We start from the raw sequence: 21,386 nt of genomic DNA on the forward strand, positions 1-21,386 counted from the left end.
TCAACGCGAAATGTAGACAAGCTGAAGATCAAAAACGAAACGCACTTGAGCCCAGCTTAAGTGCGTTTTTTATTGGACTTTTTATTGACCTTCATCGTTCACATTGGCTCGCAACATGACTTTTTATATGCGGCTGTTTACCGCTGTATTTTGGGCAAGGTATTTTGCGCTAACAGGTACTGACTCGGAGCGACGCCCATCAACTGCCTAAACATATAACCAAAGGCTGAACCCGAGGCATAACCTAAGGATAACGCTGTAGTGAGCACAGATTCACCTCGGCTGAGCATTTGAATTGCCACCTGCAATCTAAGCCTTTGCAACCATTGGCTATAACTCAGCCCTGTTTGCTGTTTAAATAATCTCGCTAACGTGCGGGCCGAGGCACCGACCTCCCGCTGCCAATCCACCAAAGTACGTTGCTCACTTGGATCGGCAAGCAAAGCCTCGGTAATGCGCAGTAATTTTTTATCCCTAGGATAAGGTAAATCCAAGGCGACCTTAGGGGCGAGTACCATAAAGTCACGGATCACCAGCAAGAGCCGCATGACGCTATCCTTAAAATCGGGATCAATTAGCCCGGCCTCACTCTTCACTAAGGCATTAGCCTCTTGCAGTAATAACTGCAAAACAGGCTTCACACTCAAACAAGTACTGTCGGGTGGAAACCCGCCTATCCGGGTTTCATCCAAATACAGACTACTCAATTGCACCTGACCTAGCGCGATAACCTCATGATCGACAAAGGGAGGCACCCACACCGCTTGCTCCGGCGGCACAATGTAACGCCCAGCAGGCGTGATCACACTCAACACACCTTGACTGGCATAAATGACCTGTCCCCAAGAATGACTATGGCGCTGCACATGTTCAAACGGCTTGAGTGTTCGCTTAAGCAACATGATGGAGGCACTTAGCCCTGCGGCGGCTAAACGTGAAGGTGCAACCTGCGTGTACTGAGTAATATGCTGCTGGGATAAATGAGTGTCAGTGACTTGATTCAAGGTGTTATCGCCCAAGGTGATTTTTATATCGAAGCTTCTTTTCATATTATCGAGCCTCTTTGTTTAGAAGTACCTTTATGCAAAGAAGTGTCTTTATATCTAGACATTAAGTCAATCTATCGAGCTAAAGCCAAAGCTGCAAACGCTAACATGTCATATCAGACTGAATAAATTGGAGATGACATGAGTATCCACATGGATAAAAATCGCGTAACGCCCGTTACATTAAAAAAAATGAAAGGTAAAACCCCCATAGTTGCTCTAACCGCCTATGAAAAGCCGATGGCAGAAATTATCGATCCCCATGTGGATATGATTATCGTCGGCGACTCCGTCGGCATGGTGGTTTATGGGCAAGACTCTACACTCGGGGTCACCTTAGAAATGATGATTAATCATGGTCTTGCTGTCACTCGCGGCGCAGCACATGCCTGCGTTATTATCGATATGCCCTTTGGGAGTTATCAAGAATCGCCTCAGCAAGCCTTCAAACATGCCAGCCAAGTATTAATACGCACAGGCGCGCAGGCGGTAAAACTCGAGGGTGGCGCAGAGATGCTCGACACCACTCGTTTTTTAACCCAGCGAGGGATCCCTGTAATGCCACACATAGGATTAATGCCGCAACACGTGAATCAATTGGGTGGATTTAAAACCCAAGCAAGGGATGCTGCCGCCATCGAAGCCCTCGTTAGTTTAGCGAAAGACTTTGAGCAAGCAGGCGCTTTTAGCATACTGATTGAAGGCACATCCGAGCTCGCGGCGCGCACAGTGACGGCAGGAGTCTCAATCCCAGTCATAGGCATTGGTGCCTCACCCGCCTGCGATGGTCAAGTGCTCGTGACTGAGGATATCTTAGGCTTATTTTCTGACTACACGCCTAAATTTGCTAAACGCTATATCGACTTAGGACCATTGATCACTAAGGCCTGCGCCCAATATGCCCAAGAAGTGAGAATGGGTGAGTTTCCAACATCGGAGCATTGCTTTGGCCTCAGCAAAACGACCAAGGTTACTGCGGAGTAATTGTCTAAAGCGAAATGTTCCAACAATCGAATAAACGATAAATCGAAATTTACAACTAATTGAGTCTACCGACTTGCTTTTTATAGGGGGGCGTTGCTTTAATAAAACTATTAAAACAATAAATTGAGTCTGAAGATTGCCAACATCAACTGCATTAGTCTTAGGCGGTGGCGGCGCTAGGGCCGCCTACCAAGTCGGCGTGCTAAAAGCACTGGTCCAGCTTTATCCACGCAATCATGGTATTCCCTTTAAAATTATTTGCGGAACCTCTGCGGGTGCCATCAATGGCACCGCTATCGCTACCCATGCCTCTTGCTTTCACCTTGGTGTCAGAAAACTCGAATGGGTTTGGCGTCACTTTGAAACTAGAAAAGTCTACCAAGCTTCGATCACAGGCGTTCTCAGCCATCTAACGAAAATGGCCCTCAAAGGCATGCAAGATGATAAGGTCAATACCGATGCAGGCAGTCTGCTCGATAATGATCCGCTAAGAGGCTTACTCAATGAGCTCATCGACTTTAAACGTATCGACCGCAATATCCGTAATGGCTCACTGACGGCGCTGAGTGTGGATGCCTCTTGTTATAATAACTCTCGCTCAGTGACCTTTTTTCAAGCCGCGAAAGAAATCGAAAACTGGACCCGTGCCCGTCGCAGTGGCGAACGTATCATGCTCAATACCGAGCACCTACTCGCCAGTTCGGCAATCCCTATGGTATTTCCATCCATTAAACTCAACCAAGCCTATTATGGTGATGGTTCAGTCCATCAGCTAGCACCGCTCTCAAGCCCTATTCATTTAGGCGCCGAAAAACTCTTAGTCATTAACTTAGAGAGCCCGCACAAGCACTTTCCTATGGAACTAGAATATCACCCAAAAACAGCGACCATAGCAGGTCATCTGCTCGATACCATCTTTTCAGATACCTTAAATAGCGACCTTGAGAGACTAGAAAGGATCAATAACACTTTAAGCCTGATCCCTGAGTCAAGCCGTAACAAACTCGCCTTGCATCCAATTAAAGCCCTAGTCATCAAACCTAGCGAAGATCTCAGCAAAATTGCTGCCCGCTTCTATGACGACATGCCATGGGCCGTTAAAACCTTACTCGGCTTCATTGGTATAGACAGGCAATCAGACTCAAGTATTGTGTCCTACCTACTCTTCGAAAAAACATATACCAGCGCTTTAATCGACTTAGGCTATAAAGATGCCATGGAAAATATCGATGAACTTAAAGATTTCTTTTGTTTAAAATAAGCTAACGACTTAATCAGTTTCTTCACTAAAAATCATGCAAAATGGATAGATATAGCTTGAATATTAGTGCCGAAATTCAAACTTTCGCATGAGCAAGAAGATGGATTTAACATTGATAATTTTGTTTGCATCGCTTACTATGCTGTACTAGATTATCAAAAAATCATGCACATTTTTTCAAAAAGGGAATCACGATGAAAAAAACTTCACTAGCACTTATCGTTGCAATGACAGCATTCAGCTCTATGGCTGCAAATGCAGTTGAAGGCAAAGCAGCAGGCGCTAACGCTGCAGCTAACAGCACTGGTTTAATCGTTGCTGGTTCTGTTGCTGCTGGTGCTGCAATTGCCGGTGCTGTTGCAATCTCTAACAGCTCTGATGGCAACCCAATCACGAGTACAGGTACTAACACTACCACTGGTACTGGCAACTAATCAGTCTGATATAGCTATCAAACAACCGCCTACTGGCGGTTGTTTTTTTTGTTTCTCTAGAGAAACGTGAGAATTACTCCATTTCTTGAAATAAATCTCACCTCTCTCTACATTTGATATTTATGACTATTGAGAATAAGCAACTCGGATGCGTATAAATAAAAAACTACTATCACTACTCACAGCCTCCATTGCATTAATGGGAATTTCTGGCTGTAGTCAACGAATTAGCGCCCTCAACGATACGATGAAATTGGCTTTCGTTGGAGATAGCGATGTTAAGCTCACAACCGAGCAAGTGAAAGCTAATCCCTATGCCAGCATTTATGTCAAGATTGATGACACCCCCCAAGCATTTGTTGTTTTAGCCTTTGCGGAACCGAAACAAACTCTCACCCCAGTCAGACCCGTACCGAAAGTAATTGAGCTAAAATGGCTCTCCGCGGATAACGCTATGTTAGTGACGGTGAACGGACGTTTAGTAAAAACTCAAAGTCTACTTACTGGCAATTTAGCCGCAATAGAAAGCTCTGAACCCGATCCTATTCTCTTGGGCTTGCATTTAAGCAGTACTCCTAAAACTTGGACTCGAACTATTGATTGGCAGCCAAGATACCACTATGGATATAAGATTAAGTCGCAGTTTGCTTTTATTGCCGAGGAAGAGATACTCATCAACGATACGCCAACTCAAGCACTGCATTACAGTGAGCTAGTATCAGTGGAAGGCCTGAATATCCAGTATCAAAATGAATTTTGGTTAAAGCCAGATAATGGACACGTCATTAAAAGTCGCCAGAAGATAGCACCAAATCTACCTTTTATTGATATCACTTTACTTAAGCCATTTGCATCCTAGTGGAACCATTATGAGATATTACATAGCGCCATTGGCACTTGTACTTAGTTCGGTATTAACGACAACTGTTCAGGCTGAAACTCAGCTATTCATCAGCACATCAATAAATCAAGATGCTCAGGTTCAACTGAACTATCCTGCAGCAGTGCGTATTGAGCAAATAGTGCAAGATGGATTAGTCCAACTTCCAAAATATAATAAGACCAATCAAAATGAAGTCGTGCCTATTTATTGGTTAGGTGCAGCATTACTCGATATTGAGAATACCGCCGTATTAGAGACTAAACGCCAGCAAGTCTTAACCCTGCTATCCAAAATGGGCGAAGCTAAAGACGACAGTGCTTACATCGCCAAGCTAGCTAAACTTGCACAATTCATTCGCAACTTAAAACTTGGACAACGTGTAATACAACCACTGGATGTTGATGTTATTCGAATTAATGATTCGTATAATGCGCTGATTAATGGTCGTTTTCTATTAGTTTTACCGCCTCGTCCAACAACCGTCACGGTACTTGGTGCAGTGGCTCAAACGGGGAGTTTTACATGGCAGAATCAACTAAGTAGCAAAGATTACCTCAAGCAAGCAGGCATACTCGATAATGCTGAAACTAGTTTTATATGGATAATTCAACCCGATGGACAGGCAATAAAACAACCTATCGCCTATTGGAACCATCAGACTCAGGATATTGCACCTGGGGCAACACTTTACGTTGAGTTTTCAAGCGGCTTTGGTGACGACACGAGTTTGAATGAAAACATGATTGAATTACTCAGGAATCGGGCTCTGTAATGAAAAACTCTCTCCATTCTTTAGGTCGTCTATCCGCACTATCTTTGGCACTTTTGCCACTATTACATGCGACTGCCGATGAATTTAGCTATCCCACACTCTTAGCCTCGCAATCAGATTTTGGCGGTGTTGGTTTAATGCAGATGCCAACGGGGCGTATGGCACCTGAAGGCGAGTTTAATTTTGCCACTAGCTATAACGACGAATACCAACACTTTACGGCCTCTGTACAACTTTTCCCTTGGTTTGAAACCACAGTTCGTTATACCCAAGTACAAGACTTACTCTATAGTAGCGACCCCAGTTTTAGTGGAAACACAAAATACACGGATAAGGGCATAGACTTTAAAGTCCGTCTACTTGAAGAAAGCAACTGGCTACCAGAAACCTCGATTGGTGTCCGCGACTTTGGTGGCACCGGATTATTCGATGCTGAGTTTATTGCGGCGACTAAACGAGTTGGGCCGTTAGATTTCACCTTAGGTATTGGCTGGGGATATATCGGTAATAGCGGCAACCTGACATCGGATAAAAAAGATCTCAACTATAACTGCGATCGAGATACGTCCTATGGTGGTAAAGGTGGCACAGTTGATTATCAACGTTGGTTTAAAGGTTGTGCGGCCCTCTTCGGCGGTGTCGAATATCAAACGCCTTGGGACCCACTACGCGTCAAAGTCGAATACGATGGTAACGACTACCAATCCGACTTTCCAGTTGTTCGCGGCGGTATTGCTATGCCACAGGACAGCAAATTTAACTATGGCCTATTATATCGGTTCGGAGACTGGGGAGATCTGCACTTAAGCTATGAGCGCGGAAACACTTGGACGCTTGGTTTTAGCCTACAAACGAATTTTAATGAGTTAACACAGATTAAACGCGATCCTGCTGCAGCGAAATATAAGCCAATTCCTGCGGCACCGTTAACACATGTGCAAACAACCAATACGCCATTAGATAGTGTTAATTCTTCTGAACAAACGCCTGCAATAGCCAGCGCCACCTTAGATACCACAAAAGAAATCGCTGACGTTCATTTAATACAGCCACAAGAGGGCATGTTAGAAACAGCAATTAACTGGTCGAAAGTAGCACAGGATCTACAATCCATTGCGGGCTATAACAATCCTAAAATTTACCTTGACTCTGACAGCATCACTGTCGTTGGTGAGCAAACTAAGTTTCGAGATAGAAATGAAGCCCATCAAAGGGCGGCAACCATACTCGCCAACAGTAGCGATCTAACTCGAATCAAAGAGTATCGCTTGATTGAAACTCACTATAGCCAGCCAATTACCGAAACTCGTATTAATGCGGAAAAATTTGCGCAAGTAGCAAGTTTTGGCTATCTGAATGCGAAGATAGCAGACGCAAGTCAAGTCAGTGTCCCTTCATTACCTCAAGGCCAACTAGTCACAAACTCAGACAAAAATTGGTTAGACAAGCTTGGCTTTGATATTTCACCGACTATGGTGCAATCCTTCGGTGGTTCAGAAAGCTTCTACATGTTTAATATCGGTGTTACAGGTAGTGCCAACTATCGATTTACCGATAACTTCGAATTTGGCGGTTCTCTCTACCTTAATTTATACGATAACTACGATAAGTTTTTATATGACGTGCCACCAGACGGCACCGACTTAAAACGCGTAAGAACCTTAATCCGTCAATATGTTCACGATAACCCAGTGAGAGTTAATAACCTGCAACTCACTTGGATGGACAATCTTAGCGATAATATTTCCTATCAAGCCTATGGTGGCTATTTAGAGATGATGTATGGCGGTGTTGGTACTGAGTTTCTATATCGCCCACTTAATAGTCAGTGGGCCTTTGGGTTCGATATTAACTATGCTAAACAGCGAGATCCCGATAGCATGTTTGGGTTCTTTAAGGATGAAAATCAATTTGACCCGCTGACCAATCGTGCCTATCGAGTTCAGACTGGCGTAGTGACTGGACATGCAACGGCTTATTACCAACCTGAGTGGTTTCCTAATACCTTACTCAGAGTCAGTGCTGGACAATATCTCACCGAAGATAAAGGCGTGACGGTTGATTTCTCTAAACAGTTTGATAGTGGTGTTATCGTCGGCGCATTTGCGACTAAAACTAATCTATCGGCAGATGAATACGGTGAGGGAAGCTTTACCAAGGGATTCTATATTTCAATCCCATTCGATCTAATGACGGTTAAGTCTACCCATAGTCGTGCTTTCCTATCATGGATGCCGTTGACCCGCGACGGCGGTCAAATGCTTGGCCGTAAGTACAACTTGTTCGATGTAACTGATGCACGTGCGCCTTGGTATACCAGACCCAGTGTTGACCCCATTAAATAATTAGTACGCAGTAAAACCTCAAAACGGGCAAGATAATTCTTGCCCGTTTTGTTTTCTGCCATTAGGACTAACTTACAATAGTAAAATCTGCACTGCCAAATTAGCTCACTACTTTATTGGCGATTTAATCCCATGTGGCGATGAACGTAAGTACTGTGGCGGCGCTTTCACAGTTGCACCTAATATTGCTGCCGCATGCCAAGGCCAATGTGGGTCATAGAGCATAGTGCGAGCAAGTGCAATAGCATCAGCCTGCCCGTGTGCCAGAATAGTTTCTGCTTTATTGGCATCCGTAATTAATCCCACGGCAATCACAGGTGTGTTTACCTCAGCTTTAATGGCTTCGGCAAAAGGCACTTGAAAGTGTTCTGCAACAGGGATTTGTTGTAGCGGACTTAATCCACCGGTACTCACATGGATAAAATCACAGCCTCGGGCCTCTAATGCTTTTGCCAATACTAGGCTTTGGGTTAAATCCCAACCGCCATCAACCCAATCGGTTGCCGAAATCCGCACACCGAGTGCCATCTTAGGCGATATCACTGCTTTAATTGCATCGAACACGGCCAACAATAAACTCAAACGATTTTCTAAACAGCCACCATATTGGTCAATGCGTTGATTCGATAGTGGGGATAAAAATTGATGGAGTAAATAACCGTGGGCAGCATGGAGTTCAATCGCATCAAGCCCTAATCGTTCGGCACGTTGCGCCGAACTGACAAATGCCAATATAAGCTCATCAATTTCATCCAATGTCATTGCACTCGGTAATGCTGTACCTTCGTTAAAAGCCTGCGCGGAAGGTGCTATCGTCTGCCAACCATTATGTTCATCGGGTGCAATAGTGCCGCAACCTTCCCAAGGTTTTCGAGTTGATGCTTTACGCCCCGCATGGGCGAGTTGTATCGCCATTGGCATACTTGAATACTTGCGAATAGATTTGAGGGTTTTATCTAAAGCAGCCTCCGTTTTGTCATCCCATAGGCCTAAATCTGCATAGGAAATTCGGCCATTGGGCAGAACAGCGGTAGCCTCTAAAATGAGCATTCCCGCACCCGATAACGCCATGCTCCCTAAATGAATCGTATGCCAATCGGTTGCTTGGCCGTTTTCTGCCGAATACTGACACATTGGCGCGATGATAATGCGGTTGGCTAACTCGAGTTGACCTAAGGTTAAAGGCGAAAATAATAAACTCATTGTCATTCCTTTTAATACAAACAGTGATTGGCTTTATGAGGGTGTGCTGGCGATGCTATCTCTGGTGGATAAAATCGGTGCGGCGATTAATGGCCAATCAATGGCAAACTCGGCACAGTTCCAAGCTAAAACGCTTTCATCTTCAGGATCATAATATTGGGTACATTGATAAATAACATCTGCATAATCACTAAGAACATAAAAACCGTGCGCAAAGCCCGGTGGGATCCACATTTGCAGATGATTCACTGCCGATAGCACTCGCCCAACCCATTTTCCATAGGTGGCCGAGTCGGCCCGTATATCGACGGCTACATCAAAGATGCTCCCAGCACAAACTCGCACCAATTTACCTTGTGGCTTAAGCTGTTGAAAATGCAAGCCTCGCAGGACATTACGTTGTGAGCGACTATGATTCTCCTGCACGAACACACATGACTCTAATCCCCGCTGTGCAAAGCAGGCATCAAAATAGGATTGCCTAAACGTCTCCATAAAGAAACCGCGTTCATCTCCAAAGACTTGCGGTTCAAACACCAACACTTCGGCTAACTCAGTTGCACTACATTTCATCAAATACCTGCTTATCGAGTAAGCCGAGCAAATACTCACCATAACCACTTTTGAGTAAAGGCTGAGCTAATTCAACTAATTGCTGCGCATTGATCCAACCGCTGCGAAATGCAATCTCTTCAGGGCAATTGATTTTTAGCCCTTGTCGTTTCTCAATGGCAGCAACAAATTGTGTCGCCTCGGCCATGGCATCAGGCGTACCAGTATCTAACCAAGCCGTCCCACGTCCTAGAATATCGACCCGTAACTCTCCCAAAGCTAAATAACGAGTGATAACATCGACAATCTCTAACTCCCCCCTTGCCGAAGGTAAAACCATTTTTGCAAATATTGCAGCTCTGCCGTCAAAAAAATACAAGCCAGGCATAGCGTAACGTGAACGAGGCTGCAGAGGTTTCTCTTCGATAGAAAGCACTTTACCTGTGTCATCGAACTCAACGACACCATAAGCGTTAGGGTTCGCCACATGGTAACCAAAAACGGTCGCCCCAGATTGGCCTTGCCAAGCATGTTGCAAATTTACCGTTAAGTGCTGACCATAGAATAGGTTATCCCCAAGAATAAGCGCACAGGCATCACCCGCTAAAAATGGCTCGGCGATAATGAGTGCTTCAGCCAATCCCTTCGGAGAGGCTTGTTCGGCATATTGCAGCTTAAGTCCCCAATGACTACCATCACCGAGTAATGCATAAAACAGTGGTAAATCGTGGGGAGTACAAATGATCAAAATATGCCGTATATCAGCCTGCATCAGGGTGACAAGTGGGTAATAAATCATTGGTTTATCATAAATGGGCAGTAATTGCTTACAGACAACCTGCGTCATAGGATAAAGACGCGAGCCAGTACCGCCCGCCAGTAAAATGCCTTTTCTCATTGAAATATTTAGGATTGATAAGCCATGTTGAAGTGCCAAGATTGTAGCATACAAAATGTCGCGAGCAGGAAGAACAGATAACAGGGCTGTTGGCTGTTAATGCAGGAAAAACAACACAACAGAATATTAAACCGCAAAAGCTAAATACCATTTTGGCTCAGTAAGATTTCAATTCGTCTTTTACTTAATAAACATATAAGAAGACGCTAACCTATCTCAACCCTTACTACTTTCAGGGATCAGCATCTCAATACGTAACCCCTGATTAGGCGCTGAGAAGAGTGACACATTACCATTCAGTTTTTGTGTGATCAGATTATAAATAATCGACATCCCCAAACCTGTTCCACCACTCTGCCTTGCGGTGGTAAAAAAGGGCTCGAATGCTTTGGCTTTCACTTCATCTGACATGCCTACACCATTATCTTCATAAATCATCTTGATCTGCGAAGCCATTTTTTCAACTACTATCACAATTTGCTTATCACCGACAAAATCATCGGGAAAAGCATGGCGAAAACTGTTCGCGACTAAGTTAGTGAAAATTTGTGCGATCGCACCGGGGTAAGAATCAATAAAAATATTATCGTCAAGTTCAACTTTTAAAGTAATATTTTTCTTACGCATCAAGGGTTTTAATGAACTAAATATTTGAAAAATGTAATTCTTCAGATTAAAGCGCTCGCGTTCAAGTATCGATTGGTCTGCCGCAGTACGCTTGAAGTTATGCACCAGTTCTGCAGCGCGGGAAAGATTACGCTCAATTAAGCATAAACCATCCTGCATTGTATTGATAAAGCTGACAAATTTATCCTCATCAAGCTCGTTTTTCTCAAAGAGTCCTTTCAATAGGGATAACTCATCCAAACAATGAGTCACTGATGTGACAGCTATGCCAAGGGGGGTGTTCACTTCATGGGCAACACCGGCGACTAAGCTGCCTAAGGCCGCCATTTTTTCATTTTCAATTAAGTGCTTTTGGGTTGATTTTAAAGTCGATAATGCCGTTTCAAGCTCTGCGGTGCGCAGCTCAACTTTATGCTCAAGATCGGTATTAATGAGCTTGAGCTGTTGCTGATATTCAATGATCTCTTTAGCACTCATGGCTCGGCCAAAAAGGTCGGCTAGTGCCGAGGCAAAGGCCTTCTCATCCCGAGTCCATTCCCTCGCCTCGCCCTGATGTTCAGAACAAATAATCCCCACCATTTTTCCGTGGTGACGAATAGGACTATCCAACAAAGAGCAGATCTGATTCGGTTTCAGATAGGTTTCGACAAATTCTTTAGTGGCGGGATCCGTTTGCGCCTTATTGGCGACAATTGTACGCTCATTGTCGAGCAGGCTAAAGTAATGGGGAAACTGCGCGCGAGTGAGCACTAACGCTTCTTGTGGCTGCTGATTGTCGAGTGAATAATAACAAGTGATGCTCTGATTATCCGGACTCAACAACCAAATGCCCGCCCGAGATATCAGTAATCCCTTACAAATTGAGCTCACGATAAGTTGTGATGCTTGAATGAGATCACCCTCATCAATAACCTGAGACTTACTGACATCAAATAAAATTCGATCAAGCATTCGGGTCATAGCGGCTCGTCCGGAATATGAATATGTAGGGAGGCAAACACATCTAACAAATCAAGGCTTGCTTCACATAACACGGGATCAAACTGTTTACCCGATTGCGCTAAGATGTACTCGCGCACCGCCTCAACAGACCAAGCCTCTTTGTAACTTCGCTTGGAAAGCAAAGCATCAATTACATCAACAATCGCCATCAGGCGGCCTTCAATAGGAATGTCTTCCTGCGATAGCCCACGGGGATAACCTTGCCCATCCCAACGTTCATGGTGAGTATAAGCAATTCTAGCGCCCATTTTGGCAATGATACGATTTGAGCCAACCAACAGGTTATAACCCTTCTCTGCGTGGGTTTGCATAATCGCCCATTCCTCGGCATCGAGTTTACCGGGCTTATGTAAAATACTCTCAGGGATACCGATTTTGCCTACATCATGAAGAGGCGCCGCATAACGAATGGTTTCGATAAAGTCTGCCTTCATACCAATAGCAATCGCGAGCATTTCTGTCATGCGCGCTACTCGGCGCACATGGGCTCCAGTCTCCTTACTGCGCTGCTCAATGGCATCTCCAATGATTAAAATTAGCTCCCTTTGTGTCTGCTGCACATTTTCGCGGCCCGACAAGTTCTCAAAGGTTAAGCTCACATTTGCCGCAAATAGCTCAAGAATGCTGACTTGAAAATCCGTTAACTTAGTGTTGTGTTGTAAATAGAGAATACTGGTGACATGACCACTAAGCTCATAAAATCCAACATAAATATTGTCACGGATCAGCGAGGTTTTTAGCGCTATAGCTTCAATAATATGTTCACGCACATCCCCTGGCAGAGTCTCAACGCTGCCACCTTCAAAGTAACTGATCATATCTCCCGTGGCGGCCAGCAGATTCATTTGAGTATCGAGGTAAAGGTCTTGATGATAACTCGTGAGATAAAGTGCCGAGCTTTCAAGATTGAGCAGCTGCAAGGTCTGTTCGAGCACTGCACTACCAAAGTTATGCAATGTATGGCTCTTAAGTACAGAGGTGGAAGCAGCAATCACTTTCTCCATCCCCTTTTGGCTTTGCTCGATAATTTTTATATCGCGATAGGAGCGCAATGAGGTGTACACACAAGACTTAAGCCGAGCCGCGGTGAGCTCTGTTTTAGCTTTATAATCATTAATGTCAAAATCCCGAATAACTTGCTCTTCAGGTGCTTGCCCTGGCTGGCCCGTACGTAAAATGATGCGGGTACTGTGGTTATTTAATTCAGTGCGAATTTTTTGGACTAACTCTAAGCCTGCATGATCGGTTTCCATGACGACATCAATAAAGGCCAAAGCGATATCTGATTCAGTTTGAAATAATGTTAAACCTTCAGTAGCGCTGTAACAGGAGTAGAACTGCAAGACTCGATTATCTAAGGTCAGATTTTTTAGCGCAAATCGAGTTACATCATGGATCCCAGGTTCATCATCAATAATGGCCACCTTCCAAATGCCTTGTTTAGGCTTATGGGATGTATCTTCGATAACATCAGCACTTTTCTTAAATAACGCCACAAAACCACCGTTTACGATGAATAGTTACGTTTTAGTATAGATTCAATCTTGAAAGTGACTAGTTTCAAAGGATAAATTATCATCCCATTAATTACCGCTTAGGACTAACAACTAACATAGTGGCCACTTAAAACCCACACAAAAACAACTTAAGCTATTGTTATAAAAATAGAAATAGCAAAAGTTAGCCTATCCTAGCCTTGGCGGGTATGATGAGTGCACTTGATGCATAATTCCCAAAATTTCTATTGGAGCTACTATGAAAAAATCACTATGTTACATCGCACTGCTGGCTTTATTCACCACGGCTTGCTCAGAAGCCCCAAAAGAAGAAACGGCAGTCAATACAGCCCAAGCTCAAACAGAAGCGGCAAAATCCATCCCAGTAGGTGATACCAGCCAAAACTCGCTCGATTGGGCTGGTAGTTATGAAGGCGTATTGCCTTGCGCCAGTTGTGAAGGAATGCAAACCCTAATCACTTTGCAAGCTGATAATAGCTTTGTTCAAGAAACAGTTTATTTAGGTAAAGATGAAAAGATTTTAAAACTGATGGGTAAAGTGACATGGGACGAACTGGGCCAGAAAATCACTCTAGAAGATGGTACACAATATTTGGTCGGTGAAAATCAGTTGATCATGTTAGACACTGAAGGCAAACGGATCACCGGCGAACTTGCTGCAAATTATGTGTTGAAAAAGAAAGGTCTATAAAAGCAGAGCTGGCAGCTAGCACTCAGCTGCGGTATTAGATTATGGATAACGGAACGCTGCACTTACCGTAAGAGCAAAGCCTCCGTACCGTTATCCATAAGTCACGCAGAAATGTTCTGCAACCGCAAAGCGATGCTTTAGAAGTTGTGAAGCTAAGAAAGGCGAAACAAACCTTCTTAAATAATAAAGAGGTTATTTTGAATAACACCATGCAACTGATCCGCTATCAAGATTGCCCATCAACGCCATGGAAAAATGGTGGTGGAAGCACAAAACAGCTACTCATTTCCCCCATCAATGCCGAACTTACTGAATTTGATTATCGGATCAGCATTGCAAGTATTAGCAGCAACGGACCTTTTTCATCATTTATTGGCATAGACAGGCAACTGGTCATTCTGAAAGGTGATGGTGTTGAACTCAGCATCAATAGTCATGAAAGGACAAAACAGATAAATGGCCTTGGAGCTGGAGAAAAGATATCAGGAAATACAGATACAACTGAGTATAAACGACTCACACCCACAGATAGCCCATTCTGCTTTACTGGTGAAACCTCAATAACAAGTCAATTATTAGGCAGTGATGTTATTGATTTCAATGTCATGACCAAACGCGGCGCATTTAAAGCGCATACGCAAAAACTTAGCTTTGATGACACATTTATCGAAGAACAGATTGCAACCTCAAACAACTATCCAAATGAACTGCAAAAAACTGAAGCTTACGTCCCTATCATCCAAATACTTTGCTGCTTAGATACCATGACATGGGAGCACAATGGCAAGCTTATCAAGATCATGCCCTATGATATTCTCGTTTTCCAACAAGGCGATGGTATAACGTTAAAAACAACAAGACCAAGTAGACTACTTAAAGTGTCTATTACTGCCAGTCCTCTATAACAGTATTTGCAGGTTAAGTTCCAATATTACTCAATTGGCGCGTTAAAATACCGAGCCACTATCCACTCGACGGTTTTTCTGAGCCCAGAATCGAAGGACTCTAATGGTTGCCAACCAAGTTCTCGCTGGATCTTGCTCGCATCAATGGCATAACGCACATCATGCCCAGGTCTGTAACGTCGTTTGACCAATCAGCATAAAGACCAAGGCAGAACCGATAAAGCAGGCTCCACTGGTAATGCGTATTCGCATATCGCTAACCCAAAAAGTAAAAGGTTAGCAAAACAAAAAGCCGAATCTAAAAAATTCGGCCATCATAAAAGCGTGTACATCTATATTAGCTCTAACAAAGTTAACTCACTTTGTAGTAAGTACGATACCAATGAACGACACTCTGAACGCCTTCTCGAACGCTAACTTTAGCTTTATAGCCAGTTGCAATGAACAGGTCCGCCGTATCGGCATAGGTTTTATAAACATCACCGGCCTGCATTTCCCTGTAATTTTTAATGGCTTCTCTACCTAACGCCCTTTCAATCTCTTGGATAAAATCCATCAAATTAATCGGGCTTCCATGGCCGATATTATACACTTTATAAGGGGCAGAGCTGCCAGCGGGCGTGCCAGTTTCAACCTTCCAATGTTCATTACGCCTAGGTATCACATCTGCAATACGCACAACCCCTTCAACAATATCGTCAACATGGGTAAAATCACGCCACATATCACCGTTATTATTAATATCAATTGGTTGACCTTCTAGTATTTTCTTAGTGAAAATAAAGGGCGCCATATCAGGTCGCCCCCAAGGGCCATACACAGTAAAAAATCGCAAGCCAGTGGTAGGCATATTGTATAAGTGCGAATAACTATGTGCCATCAACTCATTAGACTTTTTGGTCGCCGCATATAAGGATACAGGATGATCAACAGAATCAGAGGTTGAAAATGGTGTTTTTTCATTTAGGCCGTAAACAGAGCTAGATGAAGCATAAATCAAATGCTGTACTTTTGTATGTCGACACCCTTCTAAAATATTAAGATGGCCCACTAAGTTACTATCAGCATAGGCCATTGGATTTTCAATTGAATAACGAACACCAGCCTGCGCCGCTAAATGTATAACCCGATCAAAACGTTCATTAATAAATAAACGCGAAACAAGGTCACGGTCCGCTATATCCAACTTAATAAATGTAAATGAAGTATCACTGACGATAAATGCTAACCGAGCTAATTTCAAAGACACATCATAATAGTCATTTAAATTATCAATACCAGTAACAGTATGACCACAAGCCAACAACCTTTCACAAACCTTCGCTCCAATAAAACCTGCTGCACCTGTCACTAAATATTTCATTTTCACATCCTAAATTCAGCACTTACCCAATAAAATCAATCGCTACCGAATAAATCACGGGTATAAACCTTGTCAATAACATCGGAGAGTTCTGCTGCCATGCGATTAGATATAATAACATCGGCTTCAATTTTAAATTCAGCAAGATCTCTCACTACACGAGAATGAAAAAACTCATTCTCGTGTAGTACAGGCTCATAGACTATTACCTCTAATCCCTTCGCTTTAAGGCGTTTCATAATCCCTTGAATGCTTGAGGCTCGGAAGTTATCGGAGCCTGATTTCATGATCAGGCGATAGATACCTACCGTTCGAGGATTACGGCTTAGAATTGAATCAGCAATAAAGTCCTTACGGGTAGTATTAGAATCAACAATCGCCCCGATAATACTATTAGGTACATCCGCATAATTTGCTCTAAGCTGTTTAGTATCTTTTGGTAGACAATAGCCACCATAACCAAACGAAGGATTATTGTAGTGATTGCCTATTCGAGGATCTAAACACACTCCCTCAATAATTTGTCGGGTATCTAATCCACGAGTCTCGGCATAAGTATCAAGCTCATTAAAGAAAGCCACTCGCATAGCAAGGTAAGTATTTGAAAACAACTTAACTGCTTCAGCCTCAGTTGAGTCGGTAAATAATACTTGAATGTCTTTCTTTACAGCACCTTGCACGAGTAAATCAGCAAAAACGCTTGCGCGCTCACTGAGTTCACCCACGATAATTCGTGATGGATACAAGTTATCATAAAGCGCCCGACCCTCACGCAAAAACTCGGGCGAAAAAATAATATTATCACAATGGAATTTTTGCTTAACCTTAGCAGTAAATCCCACCGGTACAGTTGATTTAATCACCATTACCGCATTAGGGTTGATCGTTAACACATCATGGATCACTACCTCAACGGAGGATGTATTAAAATAATTAGTTTTGGGATCATAATCCGTAGGCGTAGCAATAATGACAAACTCAGCATCTTGATAGGCTAACTTTTTATCCAAGGTAGCAGAAAAACTCAGCGATTTATCAACTAAAAATTCAGAAATTTCTGCATCAACAATTGGCGATATTTTATTATTGAGTAAGTCAATTTTCTCTTGAACAATATCAACTGCAATTACATTATTATGCTGTGCAAGAAGCATGGCATTTGATAAACCAACATACCCAGTTCCAGCAATTGCGATTTTCATTTAAGCCTTTCCTTTATTTACTCACAGTAACTATGAGCTCGATTGACAAGAGTATTAAACATGACGTACTAACTACCTAACAAGTAAAATTTACCGCTCAGCACCTTTTACTACCTGTACTGTAGTCGTTGGGCTATCAAGCTTGATCAGAGGGCTAATCTAAGCATAACTTAATCAATTGCATACACCTTGCCACATAACCAAAAACTCCTACAAAATATCTATCAAACAGCCTAAAACAAAAATGCCAATTCAAATGAATTGGCATTTAAAAAAGAATGAACACTTAAAACAGTTAAGCATCACAAATTTCAGGTTTAGGCTGCTCGTACCGCATCTGCGATATATTCAGCTTGAGTCTGAGTCATCAGATTATCCGTTGACTCCACCATCACTCGGATTAAAGGCTCTGTGCCGGACTTACGTAATAGTACGCGTCCTTGGTCGCCCAAAATCCCTTCTGCTTTTACCACGGCTTGCTTAACACTGTCTAAAGCCAAAATGCTGTCGGCACTGCCTGATGATAAACGCACATTAATAAGTACCTGCGGCAACTTAGTCATGCCCGCTTTAATGTCGGCTAAACGTTTGCCTGACTCTAAAATGGCTTTAAGTACCTGCAGGGACGCCACAATACCATCACCCGTTGAAGCATGCTTTAAACTCAAAATATGCCCAGAACCTTCGCCGCCCAGTTGCCAACCTGTGTGCTTAAGTTGCTCAACAACGTAGCGGTCACCTACTTTAGCCCGAACAAAAGGTATATCCATCTGCTTAAGCGCAAGCTCTAAGCCAAGATTTGACATTAAGGTACCAACCACGCCACCTGTCATTTCACCTTTGCTGTGGGCTGCCTGGGCAAGAATAAATAAAATCTCATCACCATCAACTATATGGCCATTGTGATCGACAAACATGACACGGTCTGCATCACCATCAAGCGCAATACCTGAATCAGCTTCATGCACCATAACCGCAGTTTGCAAACTGTCTAAATGCGTAGCCCCACAGTGATCATTAATATTCACACCATTAGGTTTATCATTGATGCTAATCACTTCAGCACCGAGTTCACGGTAAACATTGGGGGCGATGTGATATGCGGCGCCATGGGCGCTATCAACCACGATCTTCAATCCCGCTAAAGACAAATGATTTGGGAATGTGCCTTTACAGAACTCAATATAGCGACCAGCAGCATCATCGATACGGCGTACTTTACCTAGCTTCTCAGAAGCAACACACTGCATTGCATTCTGGTTAAGCGCCTTTTCTAACAAGGCTTCGATTTCAAGTTCTTGGGCATCATTTAACTTAGTGCCGGAATTAGAAAAGAACTTAATGCCATTATCATAAAATAGATTGTGCGATGCGCTGATCACAACCCCTGCGTCAGCACGGAATGTAGAGGCTAAATACGCCACCGCGGGTGTGGGCATAGGGCCAATAAGCGCAACATTAACGCCTGCAGCAGAAAAACCAGCTTCCATTGCCGACTCAAGCATATAACCACTGCTACGGGTATCTTTACCGATAAGGACTTCCTTCGTTCCACTAGACGCCAGCACAGTACCCGCAGCCCAACCTAACTTCATCGCAAAATCAGGCGTAATTGGAAACTCACCGACCTTGCCACGCACACCGTCAGTACCAAATACTTCCTAGACATAAAATAACCCTAAAAATTTACCTATAACCATAAACAGAAAAGCCAAATCGTCTTGATTTGGCTTTTAAAGTAAAAATACGACTAAGAAACTAAAGTTACGACTTTCTTTTTAACTTCAACTGCGGTTATTGATTTCTTTTGCAACCAAACAAGATCACAAATACCATCTGTCGGATTAAATCCTGTTGGCGTTGTTAGCAAAATGTCGCGGATAACCTCATGATTAAATTCATGACAGGCTTTATCTAGTCTATTAAGAATAGTTTCGAGCTCATTCCAAGGCAAACATATTTCATTTGCAGTCATAATGCGCTCATGCTCAGTACCAGTAACATCATCACCGATCAGCAACTCTTCATATAGTTTTTCACCAGGACGTAAGCCACTGAACTCTATAGTTATATCACCATCCGGATTTAGATCGTCCTTTACTTCAAAACCACTTAAGCGAATCATTTTAGCAGCCAAATCGACAATTTTAACTGATTTGCCCATATCCAGCACAAATACATCACCGCCTTTACCCATAGCACCAGCTTGGATCACTAATTGAGAAGCCTCTGGTATTGTCATAAAAAAACGAGTGATTTCAGGGTGAGTGACTGTTACCGGACCACCGTTGGCAATTTGGCTTCTGAACAAAGGCACTACTGAACCCGATGAGCCTAAAACATTACCAAAACGAACCATACAAAAACGAGTATTATTATTTAAATTTGATAATGCTTGCAGAACCAACTCAGCCATACGCTTAGTGGTTCCCATGATATTGGTCGGCCTCACAGCTTTATCCGTAGAAATCAATACAAAAGTTTCAACCTTCGCAGCAATGGCGGCTTGAGCTGTATACAAGGTACCAAACACATTATTACGAACACCTTCAACCACATTGTGCTCAACTAACGGAACATGTTTGTAGGCAGCAGCATGATAGACAGTCTGTACACTAAAAGCCTTCATCACTGCTTCTATACGATTAGCACGTTGAACTGAACCCATCATGGGGAAAATTTCGACATCCAAACCCAACTCATGCGCCGTTAAGCGTAATTCACGTTCAATGGCATATAAGGCATATTCAGAAAGTTCAAAGAGTACTAACTTTTTAGGATTTTGCTTGAGTATTTGGCGACAAAGCTCTGAGCCGATAGACCCACCTGCCCCTGTTACCATAACTACTTTATTACGAATATTCGCACTAAGAAGATCGCCTCTTGGATTTACAGCATCTCGCCCTAATAAATCATCAATTTCGACTTCTTTAATATCACTATAAAGTTTGGTGCCATTTACTAAATCAGCCATTGCAGGCAAGGTAAGCACTTGCACAGCCAAAGGCTCAAGCTGCAATAAAATTTCTTGTCGACGCGAGCGCGGCGCACTAGGCATAGCCAAAAGAACTTTAGTTGCAGAATTTTGATTGATTAATTTTTTAATAATTGAAGGGGAATGAACATAAACACCTTGGATAACTATGCCATGTAGCGACTCATCATCATCAACAAAGGCGAATGGATAATATTCATGACTCTGAACTAATGCAGTGACTAATTGGCGACCACTCACCCCAGCGCCATAAATTATTACCGGCTCACCAACCCGCTTCATTCCTGAACCGACAAGCGAACGCACCATAGCACGCGTCCCTCCAACAAAAACTAAGGCAAAAGCAGCGTAAATGATAGGCACTGTACGAGGTAATTGCGCCTCAGAGTAATAAGCCACGATAACAAGAATTATTGTTGAGGCAATAACACCAAACAGTATTGCAGTGAGTGCTTGTAGTCCCATGTAACGTAATACGGCTCGATACAAGCCTAATTTTACAAAACCTGCAACACTCAAGGGAACAACGACCATGAGTAATACCCAATAAGCCCCATTAATGAGTACGTTGACATCGTCAACTCGAACCAATAATGCAGCCCAGAAAGCAAAACAAAGGAAAACCGAATCAATAACAACGCTCACCAAACGTTTGTGAGCACGTTTTAAGCGGAACAAGCCTTGCAAAAACTCCATTTTTCGCTCC

General features: G+C 43.1%; 17 protein-coding genes and 2 pseudogenes. 8 read left to right on the top strand and 11 right to left on the bottom strand.

Annotated features, from left to right (window positions below):
* Positions 1-137: 137 nt before the first annotated feature.
* The gene (locus tag L5M11_RS00535) at positions 138-1,019 is read right to left on the bottom strand and encodes a helix-turn-helix transcriptional regulator (RefSeq protein ID WP_317629858.1); all 882 of its coding nucleotides are present in this window, start codon (positions 1,017-1,019) and stop codon (positions 138-140) included.
* Between the two features lie 168 nt (positions 1,020-1,187).
* Here L5M11_RS00535 and panB point away from each other — a divergent pair, with 168 nt between their 5' ends.
* From panB to L5M11_RS00565, 6 genes are all read left to right on the top strand, one after another.
* Entirely contained in the window at positions 1,188-2,030 is an 843-nt protein-coding gene (gene panB, locus L5M11_RS00540) for a 3-methyl-2-oxobutanoate hydroxymethyltransferase (protein ID WP_263190989.1), read from the top strand.
* Between the two features lie 136 nt (positions 2,031-2,166).
* On the top strand, positions 2,167-3,291 hold the full coding sequence (locus L5M11_RS00545; RefSeq protein ID WP_263190991.1) for a patatin-like phospholipase family protein: 1,125 nt from the start codon (positions 2,167-2,169) through the stop codon (positions 3,289-3,291).
* 194 nt (positions 3,292-3,485) lie between these two features.
* Complete coding sequence (locus L5M11_RS00550) at positions 3,486-3,725, top strand: hypothetical protein (protein WP_105252028.1); 240 nt, start codon at positions 3,486-3,488, stop codon at positions 3,723-3,725.
* 148 nt (positions 3,726-3,873) lie between these two features.
* Positions 3,874-4,584, top strand: coding sequence for a YjbF family lipoprotein (locus tag L5M11_RS00555; RefSeq protein WP_263190993.1), 711 nt, complete (start codon positions 3,874-3,876; stop codon positions 4,582-4,584).
* A 10-nt stretch (positions 4,585-4,594) separates the two neighbouring features.
* Positions 4,595-5,380, top strand: coding sequence for a capsule biosynthesis GfcC family protein (locus tag L5M11_RS00560; RefSeq protein WP_263166600.1), 786 nt, complete (start codon positions 4,595-4,597; stop codon positions 5,378-5,380).
* Positions 5,380-7,725 (top strand): YjbH domain-containing protein, encoded by a 2,346-nt coding sequence (locus L5M11_RS00565; protein WP_263190996.1) that lies wholly within the window; start codon positions 5,380-5,382, stop codon positions 7,723-7,725. The genes L5M11_RS00560 and L5M11_RS00565 overlap by 1 nt, the downstream gene beginning before the upstream one ends.
* Positions 7,726-7,833: 108 nt before the next feature.
* On the opposite strand, the gene L5M11_RS00570 is transcribed toward L5M11_RS00565, so the two are convergent.
* The 5 genes from L5M11_RS00570 to L5M11_RS00590 form a co-directional block, all read right to left on the bottom strand.
* Positions 7,834-8,928, bottom strand: coding sequence for an NADH:flavin oxidoreductase/NADH oxidase (locus tag L5M11_RS00570; protein ID WP_263190998.1), 1,095 nt, complete (start codon positions 8,926-8,928; stop codon positions 7,834-7,836).
* Positions 8,929-8,961: 33 nt separating this feature from the next.
* On the bottom strand, positions 8,962-9,501 hold the full coding sequence (gene rfbC, locus L5M11_RS00575; RefSeq protein ID WP_263191001.1) for a dTDP-4-dehydrorhamnose 3,5-epimerase: 540 nt from the start codon (positions 9,499-9,501) through the stop codon (positions 8,962-8,964).
* Complete coding sequence (gene rfbA / locus L5M11_RS00580; protein ID WP_263191003.1) at positions 9,491-10,378, bottom strand: glucose-1-phosphate thymidylyltransferase RfbA; 888 nt, start codon at positions 10,376-10,378, stop codon at positions 9,491-9,493. Before rfbA ends, rfbC begins: the two co-directional genes overlap by 11 nt.
* 216 nt (positions 10,379-10,594) lie before the next feature.
* Positions 10,595-11,965 (bottom strand): GAF domain-containing sensor histidine kinase, encoded by a 1,371-nt coding sequence (locus L5M11_RS00585; protein WP_263191006.1) that lies wholly within the window; start codon positions 11,963-11,965, stop codon positions 10,595-10,597.
* Positions 11,962-13,503 carry a DUF3369 domain-containing protein gene (locus L5M11_RS00590; protein ID WP_263191008.1) on the bottom strand — a complete coding sequence of 514 codons (1,542 nt, stop codon included), beginning with the start codon at positions 13,501-13,503 and terminating at the stop codon, positions 11,962-11,964. Before L5M11_RS00590 ends, L5M11_RS00585 begins: the two co-directional genes overlap by 4 nt.
* A gap of 259 nt (positions 13,504-13,762) precedes the next feature.
* Here L5M11_RS00590 and L5M11_RS00595 point away from each other — a divergent pair, with 259 nt between their 5' ends.
* Both L5M11_RS00595 and L5M11_RS00600 read left to right on the top strand, forming a co-directional pair.
* On the top strand, positions 13,763-14,215 hold the full coding sequence (locus L5M11_RS00595; RefSeq protein WP_131523116.1) for a copper resistance protein NlpE: 453 nt from the start codon (positions 13,763-13,765) through the stop codon (positions 14,213-14,215).
* A gap of 209 nt (positions 14,216-14,424) precedes the next feature.
* The gene (locus L5M11_RS00600) at positions 14,425-15,120 is read left to right on the top strand and encodes a HutD family protein (RefSeq protein WP_263191141.1); all 696 of its coding nucleotides are present in this window, start codon (positions 14,425-14,427) and stop codon (positions 15,118-15,120) included.
* 26 nt (positions 15,121-15,146) lie between these two features.
* Here L5M11_RS00600 and L5M11_RS00605 read toward each other — a convergent pair.
* The 5 genes and pseudogenes from L5M11_RS00605 to L5M11_RS00625 form a co-directional block, all read right to left on the bottom strand.
* Positions 15,147-15,293, bottom strand: a pseudogene (locus tag L5M11_RS00605) (GDP-mannose 4,6-dehydratase); the annotation flags it as partial.
* A gap of 179 nt (positions 15,294-15,472) precedes the next feature.
* Positions 15,473-16,483: an NAD-dependent epimerase gene (locus L5M11_RS00610; RefSeq protein WP_263191010.1), complete on the bottom strand. Its 1,011-nt coding sequence runs from the start codon at positions 16,481-16,483 to the stop codon at positions 15,473-15,475.
* 35 nt (positions 16,484-16,518) lie between these two features.
* Entirely contained in the window at positions 16,519-17,685 is a 1,167-nt protein-coding gene (locus L5M11_RS00615; RefSeq protein ID WP_263191012.1) for a nucleotide sugar dehydrogenase, read from the bottom strand.
* Between the two features lie 317 nt (positions 17,686-18,002).
* Positions 18,003-19,354 (bottom strand): annotated as a pseudogene (gene glmM, locus L5M11_RS00620) (phosphoglucosamine mutase).
* 81 nt (positions 19,355-19,435) lie between these two features.
* Complete coding sequence (locus L5M11_RS00625) at positions 19,436-21,376, bottom strand: nucleoside-diphosphate sugar epimerase/dehydratase (protein ID WP_263191015.1); 1,941 nt, start codon at positions 21,374-21,376, stop codon at positions 19,436-19,438.
* Positions 21,377-21,386: the final 10 nt, after the last annotated feature.

The organism is Shewanella sp. SM87, assembly GCF_025653705.1.
GTDB lineage: Bacteria > Pseudomonadota > Gammaproteobacteria > Enterobacterales > Shewanellaceae > Shewanella > Shewanella oncorhynchi.